Genomic DNA, 13,153 nt, shown 5'->3' on the forward strand with positions numbered 1-13,153 from the left:
CCTGCGAACCGGTGCAGGTTATAGGTCGGTTTGGACCCGCGTTAAGGATGAATTGCCGATGAGCCTCTCCTCGACCGCGATCCTTCCGATCCTGATGCTGGTCGCCTCGAACGTGTTCATGACGTTCGCCTGGTACGGGCACCTGAAGGTCGAGAAGGGACCGCTCTGGATCATCGTCCTGGCCAGTTGGGGTATCGCGTTCTTCGAATACTGGCTGGCCGTGCCCGCCAACCGGATCGGCCGGGCGGTCTATTCCCCGGCCGAGCTGAAGACGATGCAGGAAATCATCACCCTGGGAGTCTTCGCGGTTTTCTCGGTGACTTACTTGGGGGAACGCTTGACGGCGAACCACCTGATCGGGTTCGGCTTCATCGCGCTCGGGGCCTTCTTCGTGTTCAAGGGACCGCTCTGACGGCGTCAGCAAGGGAGACGAAGACATGTTCAGAAACGCGATGGCGGCCGCGGCCGTAGTGACCCTTTCGGCCGGCGCAGCGTGGGCTCAGGCCCCGGCCGCGCCCAGCACGGTGCGCGGCACCGTGACGGCGATGGACGCCAACTCGCTGACCGTGAAGGGGCCGAAGGGCTCCACCAAGGTGACGCTGACCCCCAACTGGACGGTCGCGGTGATGAAGCCGGTCGAGCCGGACGCCATCAAGCCGGGCAGCTTCATCGGCACAGCCGAGATGCCGCAGAAGGACGGGACCGGCCGGTCGCTGGAAGTCCACGTCTTCCCGCCCGGCGTGAAGATGGGCGAGGGTCACTACGGCTGGGACAAGAAGCCGGGTTCGATGATGACCAACGGCACCGTCGGCACCGTGGTCGCCGGCAAGAAGGGCAGCCGCCAGCTCGAGGTGAACTATACCTACGGCAAGCGGACGATCACCGTGCCCAAGAACGTGCCGATCGTGCAGATCACCGGCGGTACGCGCGCCCAGGTGAAGCCGGGCATCCCGGTGTTCATGGTCGTGCAGAAGGGCGCCGGCGGCCAGCTGATGGCGGGCTCGGTGTCGATCGGCGAGAACGGTAAAGCCCCGCCGATGTGACCTAGTGTCCGAGCACGTCCAGCGGCGGCGCGGCGGTCGGGTCGAAGGCTTTCCAGTCAAGGCCCAGCGCTGTCAGCGCGGTGGCGGCCGTCTGGCCGATCACGCCGCAGGACGCGCCGGAAACCGGCTTGGGTTTCGTCACGCCCGGGCCCATCACCGCGATCCACGTGCCGTCCGAACCGGGGTGATCCGGGCGGCCGTGGTTCTTCCACGCGTCGGGCTTTCCCTCGGCGCGGCCGTGGTCGGTCGTGACGATGAGCGTGGTCTTGCCGGCATAGGCGGGGTCGGCCTGCAGGGTCCGCCACAGCTCGGCGATGAAGGCGTCGGCTCGCCGCGCAGCGTCCAGCGTCAGGTCGTAGCGGCCGTCGTGAGCGAAGTCGTCGGTCTCGCCGTAAGCCACGTACAGCACCCGTGGCTTTTCGCGGCGCAGCGTTTCGAGGGCGTAGGCGTGGGTGAAGACGTCGAGCCGTACGGTCGACCAGATCCTGGGGGCCCCAGCCTGCAACTGCGCGATGGTTCGTTCAGCCGGCGTGCGCGTCGGCGCATCCTTCCACCCATCGTTCACGGGCAAGCCGCTGCGCGCCACATTCAGGATATCGTCGTAGCGGTCCCAGGACGTCACCGCCTGCACCCGGCCTGCGAACCCGGGCTGGCGGTTCAGCCATTCCAGGAACGTCACGTTGCGGTTGGGTCCGTGCTCGTTGGACGCGATCGTGGGATCCTGCCTGCCGGTCAGCAGCTCATTATAGCCAGGGTACGAGAACCATTGGTCGTTGGCGACGGCCATGCAGTCGCCGTGGTCGCGGTCGCCCAGCAGCACGCCGTCCTTGGCGATGACGTTGTGCAGGAAGGGCATCAGCGCCCGCGGACGATCGGCCGGGTCGACGAAGGCGGCCTTCATGTCGGCCGGCTCATGGCTGAATCGGGGATCGACCGCGCGTTCGGGGTCGGCGCCGCGGAACACCTCCCGCCAGCTGAGCCCGTCGAGGGTGACGAGCAGCAGCCGGCGGTCGAGGTCGGCGGCGGTTGCGACGCCCCCGACCATCAGGCTGGAGAGGACGCCCGCGAGCGCCAGAACACGACGGAGCATGGCGGTCGTCCTCAATTCCAGATCAGAACTTCTTGCGGACCGTCACGAACGCCTGCTGCGGCGAGCCGACCAGCAGCGTCTGATTGTCGCCGCGGAGCGAGAAGCCGTTCGAGTTGATCGTGGAGATGTACTCCTCGTCGAACAGGTTGGAGACGTTGGCCTGCACCTCCAGGCCCTCGAGCCAGGGCGAGCCGGAGAAGCGATAGCCGACCGACAGGTCGGCCAGCGTCTGAGACGGCACGCTGCGGTCGTTCTCGTAGTTGAAGTAGCGCTTGCTCATGTACGACAGCGAGAAGCGGGCGAAGAACGAGCCGTTGTCGTAGCCGACATCGGCCTTGAACAGGTTTTCGGGTGTATCGGGCGTGGTCTTGCCTTTGGTGCGGGCCACGAGAACGCGGTTCCCGTCGAAGGTGTCGTCGTCGAAGGCGGAGTCGTTGAAGGCGTAGGACGCGAACGCCGACCAGTTGTCGGCGAAGTCCCAGGTGACAACGGCTTCGACGCCCTTGGCGGTCACGCCGCCGACGTTGGACAGCGCCGAAGGGTTGCCGACGATGCCCGAGCCCACCGGCACCGAGAACAGTCGGTCCTTGAACTTGACGTGGTAGGCGGCGATCACCGCCTGGAAATCGTCGGCCCGGAAGCGCCAGCCCGCCTCGAAGGTGTCGGACATCTCGGGCTTCAGCTTGTCCTTGATCGCGTTGAACCCGGCGCTGTTGGTCGAGAACGGTCCAGATGTGCCCGAGCTGGGGAACGCACGCATGTTTCGGGCGTACGAGGCGAAGAGCTCGCTATCGTCGCTCAGCGCGTAGCGGGCGCCGGCCTGAGGCAGGAAGTTCTCCTCGGCCTCGATCGTGCCGTTCTTCACCAGGGAAGGGGTGCGGGCAAAGACGGTGCGGCCCTCGTTCTCCACCTTCAGCGAAGCGAAGCCGAAGTTGACGCTGAGCTGGTCGGTGACGGTCCAGTCGTCCTGCACCCAGAACTTCCAGGTCGTGGTGTTGAAGTCGTACTCCCAGTCAGTCCGGAACGCCCCGCGCTGCATCTTGAGCGGGTCGCGTTGCGGCGTCGCGCGGTTCAGGCCGTAGAAGCGACGAGCCTGGACGAAGTCGTTGTCTTCGTACCAGAGGCCGGCGTTCACGCTGTGCGCGCCCAGCCGCCAGGTGGCCGAGGCGACGACACCGTAGCGCTTCAGGTCGTATTCGGTGGTGCGGATCGAGATCGGCGCGTCATCTCCCGCCGCGCCCGCCACGCCATAGTTCGGCGAGGCGACATAGGGCGTGAACCAAAGGCCCTGGCCCTCGTCGTCATGGCCATAGGCGGTGGCTTGGAAGTCGAACGCCTCGCCAACGGGCAAGCGCAGCGTGACCGCGCCGATCAGGTCGTCGCGCAGGCCGGAAGCGTCGTAGTAGGCGTCGTCGGGGGAGATGATCGGCGCGGGGTAGGTCGTGCCGAAGCTGGGGAAGCGGGGGCTGACGCCAGTGTCGCCGCGGTTGTTGCCGACCTCTGCCACGCGCACCGCCAGCGGCCAGTCGTCGCTGATGTTGTCCCAGCCGTAGCCCAAGCGGCTCAGCATCTCGAGCGACATGTCCTGATAGTCCTGCTCGCGCCGCTCGGACCAGTTCAGCCAGCCGGTCAGCGAGCCTTCGCCGATGGGTTGGACGGCCTTGAAGTTGATCTGCTGATGGCGCTGTTCGCCTTCGCCTTTCCACTTGTCGGTCGTGCCATACGAGTAGCTGAGGTAGGCGCGGGCGCCGGTCGGGAGGTCGCCGCTGTCGATGCGCGCGAAGCCGCGGAACGTCTGGTCCGAACCCCCCGTGGCCGCGACCAGGCCGCCGAACTCGCGGCCGGGATCGCGCGAGACGTACTTGAGCACGCCGCCAAGGTTGCTGGAGGAGGCGGTATCGAGAGACCCCGCGCCTTGGGCCAGTTCGACCGCGCCCACGTTCTCACTGGAGATCGCGCGGCTGACGTGCAGGCCGTTGTGGTTGCCATAGGTCATGTCGCCCAGCGGCACGTCGTCGAGCGTGAAGCCCAACTGGCCCTGGTTGAAGCTCCGGATCGAGATGCGGGTCGACCACTCGTACGAGCCGAACGGGTCGGCCGACTGCAGGTTCACGTTGGGCAGCTTCTCGACCAACTTCAGCGGGCTGGCGCCGGGCGCTTCCAGCGAGAGCTCTTCGCCGGACACGGTCTGCACCTGACGGCTCTCGCCTCGTCCCAGGACAACCAGTTCCTCGACGGTGCTGTCTGCGGCTTCGGTCGCGCCGTCCGCGGCGACGGCAAGCCCGGCCTGAGCCAACGTGAGGGCGGCCACGGCGGCGCCCATGAACATACGGTTTTTCATTCTCAACCCCTCCGGCGGGGGATCGCACTCGGCGCCCCGCGAGGTCGGGTGACTAGTCCGGGTCCTTGACAGTTTTGTGTGATTCACCACAAATTTTGTGGAACTTCACAACTGGCCTCGACAGCCGAAGCTCCCGCCAGCACAAGGGACGGCAGATGGCCGGCGCGCGCCGCGGCCCTGGACGGAGCCCGCGATGGTGCGCGTCAGGACAGAGACTTCGCGTCACGACCGCCAGGAGCAGATTCTGGCAGAGGTTCGTGTCAATTCGTCGGTGCGGATCGCCGACCTTGCCAGCCGGTTCGGAACGTCCGCGGAAACGATCCGTCGCGACCTGGACCTGCTCAGCCGCAAGGGGCTGATCAACCGCACCTACGGCGGCGGCGTGCCCAGCCTGTCGCTGGAGCCGGGGATGCGCGAACGGCACCGACGCATGGTCGAGGAACGCAGCCGGATCGCGGCGGCCGCTGCGGCGGAGGTGGAGGACGGCGAAGTCATCATGATCGACGCCGGCTCCAGCACCCTTCATCTGGCCGTGGCGCTCGCGGGCCTGAACCGGCGGATCGTCGCGATCACCAACGGATTGCCGGTCGCGGAGGCGCTCGGCAAGTCATTGAGAACTCGCGTCCTGGTGTGTCCCGGCGACCTCAATCCGCCCCAGGGGGCGACGGTTGGGCCGGAAACCCTAAACTTCCTGCGGCGCTTCAATGCAGACCGCGCCTATCTGGGCGCCAGCGGCCTGACCGCCGACGGGCCCACGGAAGCGGAATCGGCCATGGCCTGGGTGAAGCGGGAGATGATCGAGCGGGCGTCCGGCGCGGTGCTTCTGGCCGACCATAGCAAGTTCAATGTCCGCATGCTGGAGGTGATCTGCCCCCTTGCCGACGTGGGTGCGTTGTTCACCGATCAGGCGCCTGACCCGGCCCTCGCCGCGGCGCTGGGCCGGGCGGGGACCGCTGTCAGGGTGGCGTAGGCTCTAGGATCCCCCCACCATCGCCACGACCTCGTTGGTCTTGGAGATGAACTTGACGCCCTTCACCCGGCCGTCCTTGTAGCGGTCCCAGCCGCTCTTCACCTCGACGGGCGTGGGGCCGGCGGCGCCCGGCGTGGCCGGCTTGTCGCCGACGACGTCGACCTCATAGATGCCGTCGGGGGGCGTCGCGGCGTAGACGCGGGGCAGGAACCCGACTCTGGTCCAGCCGCCGCCGTCGGTGGTGACCTTGGCCTCCAGGTCATAGCCGCCGCCTGCCACCGCCTTCACGGTCGCCGACGTGATCGCCTGGACGTTGTCCTGGCCCTGGTAGAACTGGACCTGGCGGGCCAGCGACTTCTTCGGCGCTTCGGCCTGGGCCTCGGGCGCAGGAGCGGCAGCCTTTTCGCTGCACCCGGCCAGAAGCAGGCACGCGGTCACAGCCGCCAGCGACGTTGTACGTATCGGCATATCGAACCTCCCGTTGGGCGGCTCTTTTCCAGCGCGACTCAGACGGTCGCGGCCGCCCCATGGAACCGAGGTTTGCGCCACTTGCGGGCCTTGGCGAGCATTTCTTGCGCGGCGGACTTTGGCGAACCACCTGAGCAGCCTATAAGCCCCGCTCTTCCTGAAACGTCCTTCTGAAACGTACTGTCGGTCATGTCCCGCATCCTCATCACCTCGGCCCTGCCGTACGCCGCCGGCGCGAAGCACCTGGGGAACCTGGCGGGCTCGATGCTGCCGGCGGACGTCTACGCGCGCTTCCAGCGGGCCCGCGGCCGCGAGACGCTCTACATCTGCGCCACCGACGAGCACGGCACGCCGGCCGAACTGGCGGCGGTGGAGGCTGGTCTGCCGGTGGCCGAGTTCTGCGCGCTGGCGCACGACAAGCTGCACGCGATGGGCCGCGGCTTCGGCATGTCGTGGGACCACTTCGGCCGCTCGTCGTCGCCGCAGAACCGCAAGCTGACGCAGAGCTTCGCCCAGCAGCTCTGGGAAGCCGGCTTCATCGAGGAGCGGGTGACCCAGCAGGTCTATTCGCTGGCCGACAAGCGCTTCCTGCCCGACCGTTATGTGATCGGCACGTGCCCGCACTGCGGCTACGAGGCCGCGCGGGGGGATCAGTGCGAGAACTGCACCCGGGTCCTGGACCCGGCCGACCTGATCAAACCGCGTTCGGCGCTGTCGGGATCGACCGAGATCGAGATCCGCGATTCCAAGCACCTGTTCCTGCGCCAGAGCCTGTTCGCCGATCGCCTGCGCGAGGGGATCGAGGCCAAGCGCGGGACGTGGCCCAACCTGGTCACCTCCATTGCGCTGAAGTGGTTGGACGAGGGTCTGCAGGACCGTGGCATCACCCGCGACCTGCAGTGGGGCGTGCCGGTCAACGCCGCCGACTGGGGGCCGAACCCGGACGGCCAGAAGCCAGATGTGGCCGGGCTGGAGGGCAAGGTCTTCTACGTCTGGTTCGATGCGCCGATCGAGTACATCGGCGCGACCTGGGAATGGGCCGACGCGCAGGCCGCCGCCGAGGGCAGGGCGCCCAAGGACGAGGACTGGGAGCGTTGGTGGCGCCAGCCCGGCGCGGCCGACGTCACCTATGTGGAGTTCATGGGCAAGGACAACGTGCCCTTCCACACCGTGGGCTTCCCCTGCACGCTGATGGGGATCAACGAGCGCCGCGACAGCGCCGGCCGCTGGACGCCCAGCAGCAACGCGCCGTGGAAGCTGGTGGACGACCTCAAGGGGTTCAACTGGCTGGACTACTACGGCGGGCGGTTCTCAACGTCGCAGAAGCGCGGGGTCTTCATGGACCAGGCGCTGGAGCTGCTGCCGGCTGATTACTGGCGCTGGTGGCTGATCGCCAACGCGCCCGAGAGCTCGGATTCGACGTTTGCCTGGGAGCAGTTCCGCGACCAGGTGAACGCCGACCTGGCCGACGTACTGGGCAACTTCGTCAACCGCATCTGCAAGTTCGCCGAGAGCCGGTTCGAGGGGAAGGTTCCGGTCGGCGGCGAGTGGGGCGACCTTGAGACCAAGCTGCAGGCGGATGTCTCGGCCAAGCTGGCTGAGCTGACCGGCCACATGGAGACGCGTGAGTTCCGCAAGTCGGCGACGACGCTGCGCCAGATCTGGGTGCTGGGGAACCAGTACCTGACCGAGGCGGCGCCGTGGACGGCGTTCAAGACCGATCCTGTGCGGGCCGGCGTGTCGGTGCGCGTGGGCCTGAACCTGGTGGCGTTGTTCGCCCGCCTGTCGGCGCCGTTCATCCCGGCGACCGCCAAGGTGATCGCCGAGGCGCTGGGGGATGCCGAGGTCGCCGGCTGGCCAAGCGGCGAGGGCGACCTGCTCACGTCGCTGGAACCGGGCCGCGCAATCCGCGCGCCGGACGTGCTGTTCCGCAAGGTCGAGGACACCCAGGTCGCCGAGTGGCGCGAACGCTTTGGCGGGGCAGAGACGGCGTAAGCTGGCTCAGCTCGGGGCGCTCCGCAGGCGCCGTTCACGAACCACACGACGGAATCCGGCGCAGACGCGCAGGATCATTCCGTGCGGCCTCAGTGCGCCGGAACCGGCGTCTTCGGCTGGATGTCCAGGAAATCGGGGACGGCGGCGTTATACTGCGCCGTCCAGCCGAGGTCGTCGATCACGTCGCGGCCGCCCTGCCACATCATGTGCAGCGCGACGTACAGCACGATCAGAAGGCCGATGTAGCCGATCCAGCGGTACTTGTGCAGCAGGCGGGCGATCCCGTGCGCCGCGACGCCCATCAGCCCGATCGACAGCAGCAGACCGAAGATCAGGATCGTCGGGTGCTCGCGCGCCGCGCCGGCCACGGCCAGCACGTTGTCGAGCGACATCGAAACGTCGGCGACCAGGATCTGGATCAGCGCGTCCCTGAAGGACTTGGGCTTGACCTTGGGTTCGGTCGTGGGGTCGTCGTCCATGGCCGCTTCGGCGGCCACTTCCTCGGCCGAGGCCTGGTCGCGCAGCTCGCGCCACATCTTCCAGCAGACCCAGAGCAGCAGCACGCCGCCCGCGAACAGCAGGCCGATGATGCCGAGTAGCTGGGTGGTGACCAGCGCGAAGCCGATGCGGGTGATCACCGCGGCCACGAGGCCCCAGAAGATCGCCTTGCGCCGCAGCGCGGGCGGCAGGCCGCCAGCCGCCAAGCCCACGGCGACGGCGTTGTCGCCGGCGAGGACCAGGTCGATCATCAGGACTTGGAAAAGGGCCGAGAGGGCGCCGGGGCTTAGCAGCTCTTCAATCATCCGGTTCTCAATGCGTCAGGCGGCGGCCGGCTGCAACGCCGAACCGCCGCCCAACGGGTCTAGACCGCCTGAGATCTGGGGGGGCGGTCCCGGACCGCCGGTCAGGCCGTGCGCAAGACCGGCCGCCGGCGCCGCACGATCGCGCCGGAAAGCCCAAAGCCCAGGATCAGCATCGCCCACGTCGAGGGCTCGGGAACCGCGCCGCCACAGACGCGGTTCGCGCAGACTTCGCCGGTCTTGCCGAGCTGGAAGTCGGTGGCGCCGAAGATCTGGTCGACCGGCGTGGGTTCGAAGTTCGAACCGAAGTCCGTCCGGTTCATCGTGAAGCCCAGGAAGTACTCGCCGTCAGGGACGATGAAACCGTAGAAGCTCAACGCCTCGGGCGCGCCTTGCGGATAGAGGCCGTAGCCGTATGAGGTGACGTTGGTGAACAGCTCGACGAACACCTGGTCGCCGTAGCCCGCGAGGTTCGCGAGCCTGAAGCTCAGCATGTTGTAGCCGGTCTTGAAGATCTGACCGCCCAGGATCTCGGACGGGTCGTTGTTGGCGATCAGGTTGCGGACCGGATTGTAGGACGTGTCGGTTCCGACCACGACGAGCGGGTCGCCGTGCAGGGTCAGGTCGCCAAACGCTTCGCTGGTGTTCAGGATGGAGACGTTCGAGCTGTAGCCGTCAAAGTTGGTGGTCTGGCTGATGGTTCCCTGAGCCTCGAACTGGCCCTGGTCATGGTAGAGGTCGGGAAAGGCCGCGTGGGCGCGGGTGGCGCCGGCGAGGGCCATCACCGCCATCATCCCGGCGGCGAGCTTCAGTTCGATACGCATGGTTTGCACCCCATCTCGCTTGGGCGGCCTGTCCGCCGCCGTTGGAGGGGCTAGATGCGGCGTTCGCTCGCGCAACGGTAGGCGCGCCAGCCTTCGATTCGTTGCGAGTTGTTGCGTCTTCGCCTGCCGCGGGAATTTGGGGCGCTAGCGATGCGGACCACGCGACAGGGATGTGGCGAAGGGCATGTGCAGGATCGCCATGCCGCCCGCCGCCAGGGCGGTCGGACCCACGTCGGGCATGAGCCGGGCGGCGACCTCGGGCGGGATCGAGCCTTCGGGGGCCAGCGGGTCGGCCTGCGCGGCCGCCTCGAACGCCGCATCGTCGGCGGCGGGGTCGCCGCTGAGGAAGCCGACCCGCTCCATCAGGCAGCCCATGGCGGCCGGCGAGCCGCCGCCCACGCGCTGCAGGCCCATGGAGATCCCGTCCAGCACCTCGGCCCGGTGCCGCAGGACGGCGTTGAAGATCGAGAACGTGAACATGCCCGTGCGCGGCTCGGACAGCACCGAGAACAGCTGGGTCTGGGTCATGAATGTCCAGCCCTCGAAGCGCATGTCTTCGACGGCGATACGGGTCGTGAGGAAGCCGTTCCCGGCCTTGCGGATCAGGCAGGCGTCGTGGACGAACCGGCCCGGCTGGCCCATGGCCGGCCGGGTGGTGCGCCAGTGACCCTCGTAGGCGTCCCCGCGCAGGTCGGTGAGGGTCTTGGTCTCGCGCAGCACCGACTCGGGCAGCCAGGCCGCGAGCGGGCCCCACGCATTGTTCGCGCCCTCGGAGGCGACACCCAGCTTGGCCGAGAGCGTCTCGAGGTCGCTCTCCCAGTCGAGCAGGCTGAAGCCGGGCCGGTGGCCCGCGACCAGGGCTGTGAGGTTGGCGAGGTTCTGCCCGGTCGGCGCCTGGCGACCCGAGAGCCAGCGGCTGACCACCGACTTGTCCACGGCCAGCTCGGAGGCGAGCCGGCCGCGGCTGATGGACAGCGCCTTCAGCGCAAGTAGCAGCCGCGACGGAAAATCATCCCCAGACAACGCACGTCTCCCCGACGACGGCGGATTGGTCGCAGGTTCGGCTACGATTGTCAGCGCCCTGTTGTGTCAGCGCGGACGCGACGCCTCGTAGAGCGCGATCGCCGCCGCGGCCGAGACGTTCAGGCTCTCGAAGCCGCCGGGCATCGGGATCTTCGCCAACTCGTCGCAGTGCTCGGCCACGAGGCGGCGCAGGCCTTCGCCTTCCGACCCCATGACGAGGACGGTCGGCTCGCCGTTCAGCGCCTGGGCGAGGCCAAGGTCGGCCTCGCCGGCCAGGCCCACGGTGCGCCAGCCCAGCTTCGACAGGTCGTCCAGCGCGCGAGACAGGTTCACCACCCGCGCCACCGGCACGCGCTCGACGGCGCCGGCCGCGGCCTTGGCCAGCGCGCCTGTCAGCTTCGGCGCGTGGCGGTCCTGCAGCACCATGCCGGCGACGCCGAACGCCGCGGCCGAGCGCAGGATCGCCCCCACGTTCTGCGGATCGGTCACCTGGTCCAGCACCAGCACGACCGCGCCGGGACGCGCCTCGAAGGCCTCCAGGTCAACGTCCTCCAGCGGGGCCGGGCGCAGGGCGACGCCCTGGTGGACCGCGCCCTGGGGCAGCAGCAGGCCGATCTGGTGGGCGTCGGCGACCTCGAAATTCATCTTGCGGCCGAACTTCGCTTCGACCTGCCTGGCCTTGTCGGGCGTCACCACCAGGCGCTGAGGCTTGTCGCGCTTGGGATTCGCCAGGGCCGCCTCGACGGCATGCCAGCCCCAGATCCAATCATCGCCCGGCGGGCCCGCGCGGCGGTCCTGGCGGGGCCGCGAATGCGGCTTGTCGTGCGGATTTCCTTGAGGTTTCGCCCCGGACTTGGGTCGGAAACTCGCGCCCTTTCGGGCGTCGTTGCGTTCGCGAGGCGAGGCCACTATAAGACGCGCTCCGATTTGGGGCCCCCTCAGTGGGCAGCCGCTTTTAGGACGAGAGTTGCGGGCATTACGCCCCTCGCGTCCCAAGGCGGAAGCCTTTTCTCAGAAGGCCCCGCCGGAGCGTGACAGCCGAAGTGGTGGATACCGGTTCGGCGGCCGTCATGCTCCTAAGTTGGACCTTGCGCTTTTGCCGAAGGCAGAAGCGTGGGGGCTCCGAGCGCGCTGGGGGAATGTCCCGAGTGGCAAAGGGGGGGGACTGTAAATCCCCTGCTGTAATGGCTTCGTAGGTTCGAGTCCTACTTCCCCCACCACGCGCTTGAAGTTCACTGAGGAGTTGCGGCGGCCCCCGCTCTAGCTTTGGCGGGTATAGCACAATGGTAGTGCAGCAGCCTTCCAAGCTGAGGATGCGGGTTCGATTCCCGCTACCCGCTCCAGCTCCTTGAAGCGCAAGTCTTAGAGAACGCCGGCAGGACCCAGATGGCCAAAGAGAAGTTCGAACGTAACAAGCCGCACTGCAACATCGGCACGATTGGTCACGTTGACCATGGGAAGACGACGCTGACGGCGGCGATCACGATGACGCTGGCGAAGGCGGGTGGTGCGAAGGCGATGTCGTATGCGGACATCGACGCGGCGCCGGAAGAGAAGGCGCGTGGGATCACGATCAACACGGCGCACGTGGAGTATGAGACGGCGAACCGTCACTATGCGCACGTGGACTGCCCTGGCCACGCCGACTACGTGAAGAACATGATCACGGGCGCGGCGCAGATGGACGGCGCGATCCTGGTGGTGTCGGCGGCCGATGGTCCGATGCCGCAGACGCGCGAGCACATCCTGCTGGCCCGTCAGGTTGGCGTGCCGGCGCTGGTCGTGTTCATGAACAAGGTGGACATGGTCGACGACGAGGAGCTGCTGGAGCTCGTCGAGATGGAAGTTCGCGAGCTGCTGAGCTCGTACGAGTTTCCGGGCGACGACATCCCGATCACGAAGGGTTCGGCGCTGGCGGCGGTCGAGGGTCGTAACCCGGAGATCGGCGAGTCGAAGATCCTGGAGCTGATGGCTTCGGTGGATGCGTACATTCCGCAGCCGGAGCGTCCGGTGGATCAGCCGTTCCTGATGCCGGTGGAAGACGTGTTCTCGATCTCGGGCCGCGGCACGGTGGTGACGGGTCGTATCGAGAAGGGCATCGTGAAGGTCGGCGAGGAAGTCGAGATCGTCGGCATCCGCGACGTGCAGAAGACGACCTGCACGGGCGTGGAGATGTTCCGCAAGCTGCTGGACCAGGGCCAGGCGGGCGACAACGTGGGCGTGCTGCTGCGCGGCACGAAGCGTGAGGACGTCGAGCGGGGCCAGGTGCTCTGCAAGCCGGGCTCGATCACGCCGCACACGGAGTTCACGGCGGAAGCCTACATCCTGACGAAGGAAGAGGGTGGCCGTCACACGCCGTTCTTCACGAACTATCGTCCCCAGTTCTACTTCCGCACGACGGACGTGACGGGGATCATCAAGCTGAAGGAAGGCGTGGAGATGATCATGCCCGGCGACAACGCCGAGCTGAACATCGAGCTGATCACGCCGATCGCCATGGACCAGGGCCTGCGCTTCGCCATTCGCGAAGGCGGCCGCACGGTGGGTTCGGGCGTCGTCACCAAGATCGTGAAGTAAGCGCACCCGCGCTCACAACACG

At 67.4% G+C, this 13,153-nt stretch carries 12 protein-coding genes and 2 tRNA genes; 7 read left to right on the forward strand and 7 right to left on the reverse strand.

Features of this window, described 5'->3' with window-relative positions:
• Positions 1-58: 58 nt before the first annotated feature.
• Both EPN98_RS22760 and EPN98_RS22765 read left to right on the forward strand, forming a co-directional pair.
• Positions 59-412 (forward strand): DMT family protein, encoded by a 354-nt coding sequence (locus tag EPN98_RS22760; protein ID WP_293365224.1) that lies wholly within the window; start codon positions 59-61, stop codon positions 410-412.
• Positions 413-437: 25 nt separating this feature from the next.
• On the forward strand, positions 438-1,043 hold the full coding sequence (locus EPN98_RS22765) for a hypothetical protein (RefSeq protein WP_293365225.1): 606 nt from the start codon (positions 438-440) through the stop codon (positions 1,041-1,043).
• A 1-nt stretch (position 1,044) separates the two neighbouring features.
• On the opposite strand, the gene EPN98_RS22770 is transcribed toward EPN98_RS22765, so the two are convergent.
• A complete protein-coding gene (locus EPN98_RS22770; RefSeq protein WP_293365226.1) occupies positions 1,045-2,133 on the reverse strand; it encodes an alkaline phosphatase family protein in 1,089 nt (362 codons plus the stop codon).
• 22 nt (positions 2,134-2,155) lie between these two features.
• Positions 2,156-4,474 (reverse strand): TonB-dependent receptor, encoded by a 2,319-nt coding sequence (locus EPN98_RS22775; protein ID WP_293365227.1) that lies wholly within the window; start codon positions 4,472-4,474, stop codon positions 2,156-2,158.
• A 193-nt stretch (positions 4,475-4,667) separates the two neighbouring features.
• On the opposite strand from EPN98_RS22775, the gene EPN98_RS22780 reads away from it, so the two are divergent.
• Positions 4,668-5,444, forward strand: coding sequence for a DeoR/GlpR family DNA-binding transcription regulator (locus tag EPN98_RS22780; RefSeq protein ID WP_293365228.1), 777 nt, complete (start codon positions 4,668-4,670; stop codon positions 5,442-5,444).
• Between the two features lie 3 nt (positions 5,445-5,447).
• On the opposite strand, the gene EPN98_RS22785 is transcribed toward EPN98_RS22780, so the two are convergent.
• Positions 5,448-5,912 (reverse strand): hypothetical protein, encoded by a 465-nt coding sequence (locus EPN98_RS22785; protein WP_293365229.1) that lies wholly within the window; start codon positions 5,910-5,912, stop codon positions 5,448-5,450.
• A gap of 189 nt (positions 5,913-6,101) precedes the next feature.
• Between EPN98_RS22785 and metG the strand changes: the two genes are divergently transcribed.
• Positions 6,102-7,907, forward strand: a complete 1,806-nt coding sequence (gene metG / locus EPN98_RS22790) for a methionine--tRNA ligase (protein WP_293365230.1) — start codon at positions 6,102-6,104, stop codon at positions 7,905-7,907.
• An 89-nt stretch (positions 7,908-7,996) separates the two neighbouring features.
• Here metG and EPN98_RS22795 read toward each other — a convergent pair whose 3' ends face one another.
• The 4 genes from EPN98_RS22795 to rlmB all read right to left on the reverse strand — a co-directional run bounded on the left by EPN98_RS22795 (position 7,997) and on the right by rlmB (position 11,463).
• Positions 7,997-8,710, reverse strand: a complete 714-nt coding sequence (locus EPN98_RS22795; RefSeq protein ID WP_293365231.1) for a TerC family protein — start codon at positions 8,708-8,710, stop codon at positions 7,997-7,999.
• A gap of 101 nt (positions 8,711-8,811) precedes the next feature.
• The gene (locus EPN98_RS22800) at positions 8,812-9,531 is read right to left on the reverse strand and encodes a PEPxxWA-CTERM sorting domain-containing protein (protein WP_293365232.1); all 720 of its coding nucleotides are present in this window, start codon (positions 9,529-9,531) and stop codon (positions 8,812-8,814) included.
• A gap of 144 nt (positions 9,532-9,675) precedes the next feature.
• Positions 9,676-10,554 (reverse strand): helix-turn-helix transcriptional regulator, encoded by an 879-nt coding sequence (locus EPN98_RS22805; protein ID WP_293365233.1) that lies wholly within the window; start codon positions 10,552-10,554, stop codon positions 9,676-9,678.
• 66 nt (positions 10,555-10,620) lie between these two features.
• A complete protein-coding gene (rlmB, locus tag EPN98_RS22810; protein WP_293365234.1) occupies positions 10,621-11,463 on the reverse strand; it encodes a 23S rRNA (guanosine(2251)-2'-O)-methyltransferase RlmB in 843 nt (280 codons plus the stop codon).
• Positions 11,464-11,687: 224 nt separating this feature from the next.
• Between rlmB and EPN98_RS22815 the strand changes: the two genes are divergently transcribed.
• The 3 genes from EPN98_RS22815 (at position 11,688) to tuf (ending at position 13,131) form a co-directional block, all read left to right on the forward strand.
• Positions 11,688-11,774 (forward strand) — tRNA-Tyr (locus EPN98_RS22815).
• A 49-nt stretch (positions 11,775-11,823) separates the two neighbouring features.
• Positions 11,824-11,897: transfer RNA gene (locus EPN98_RS22820), tRNA-Gly, on the forward strand.
• Positions 11,898-11,940: 43 nt separating this feature from the next.
• Positions 11,941-13,131, forward strand: a complete 1,191-nt coding sequence (gene tuf, locus EPN98_RS22825; protein ID WP_293365235.1) for an elongation factor Tu — start codon at positions 11,941-11,943, stop codon at positions 13,129-13,131.
• Positions 13,132-13,153: the final 22 nt, after the last annotated feature.

Source organism: Phenylobacterium sp. (assembly GCF_004299445.1).
Classification (GTDB): Bacteria; Pseudomonadota; Alphaproteobacteria; order Caulobacterales; family Caulobacteraceae; genus Phenylobacterium.

Excerpts from the sequence above, each read along its gene's own strand:
- EPN98_RS22760 (WP_293365224.1), top strand. The coding sequence starts at position 59 with ATGAGCCTCTCCTCGACCGCGATCCTTCCGATCCTGATGCTGGTCGCC.
- EPN98_RS22765 (WP_293365225.1), top strand. The coding sequence starts at position 438 with ATGTTCAGAAACGCGATGGCGGCCGCGGCCGTAGTGACCCTTTCGGCC.
- EPN98_RS22770 (WP_293365226.1), bottom strand. The coding sequence starts at position 2,133 with ATGCTCCGTCGTGTTCTGGCGCTCGCGGGCGTCCTCTCCAGCCTGATG.
- EPN98_RS22775 (WP_293365227.1), bottom strand. The coding sequence starts at position 4,474 with ATGAAAAACCGTATGTTCATGGGCGCCGCCGTGGCCGCCCTCACGTTG.
- EPN98_RS22780 (WP_293365228.1), top strand. The coding sequence starts at position 4,668 with ATGGTGCGCGTCAGGACAGAGACTTCGCGTCACGACCGCCAGGAGCAG.
- EPN98_RS22785 (WP_293365229.1), bottom strand. The coding sequence starts at position 5,912 with ATGCCGATACGTACAACGTCGCTGGCGGCTGTGACCGCGTGCCTGCTT.
- metG (WP_293365230.1), top strand. The coding sequence starts at position 6,102 with ATGTCCCGCATCCTCATCACCTCGGCCCTGCCGTACGCCGCCGGCGCG.
- EPN98_RS22795 (WP_293365231.1), bottom strand. The coding sequence starts at position 8,710 with ATGATTGAAGAGCTGCTAAGCCCCGGCGCCCTCTCGGCCCTTTTCCAA.
- EPN98_RS22800 (WP_293365232.1), bottom strand. The coding sequence starts at position 9,531 with ATGCGTATCGAACTGAAGCTCGCCGCCGGGATGATGGCGGTGATGGCC.
- tuf (WP_293365235.1), top strand. The coding sequence starts at position 11,941 with ATGGCCAAAGAGAAGTTCGAACGTAACAAGCCGCACTGCAACATCGGC.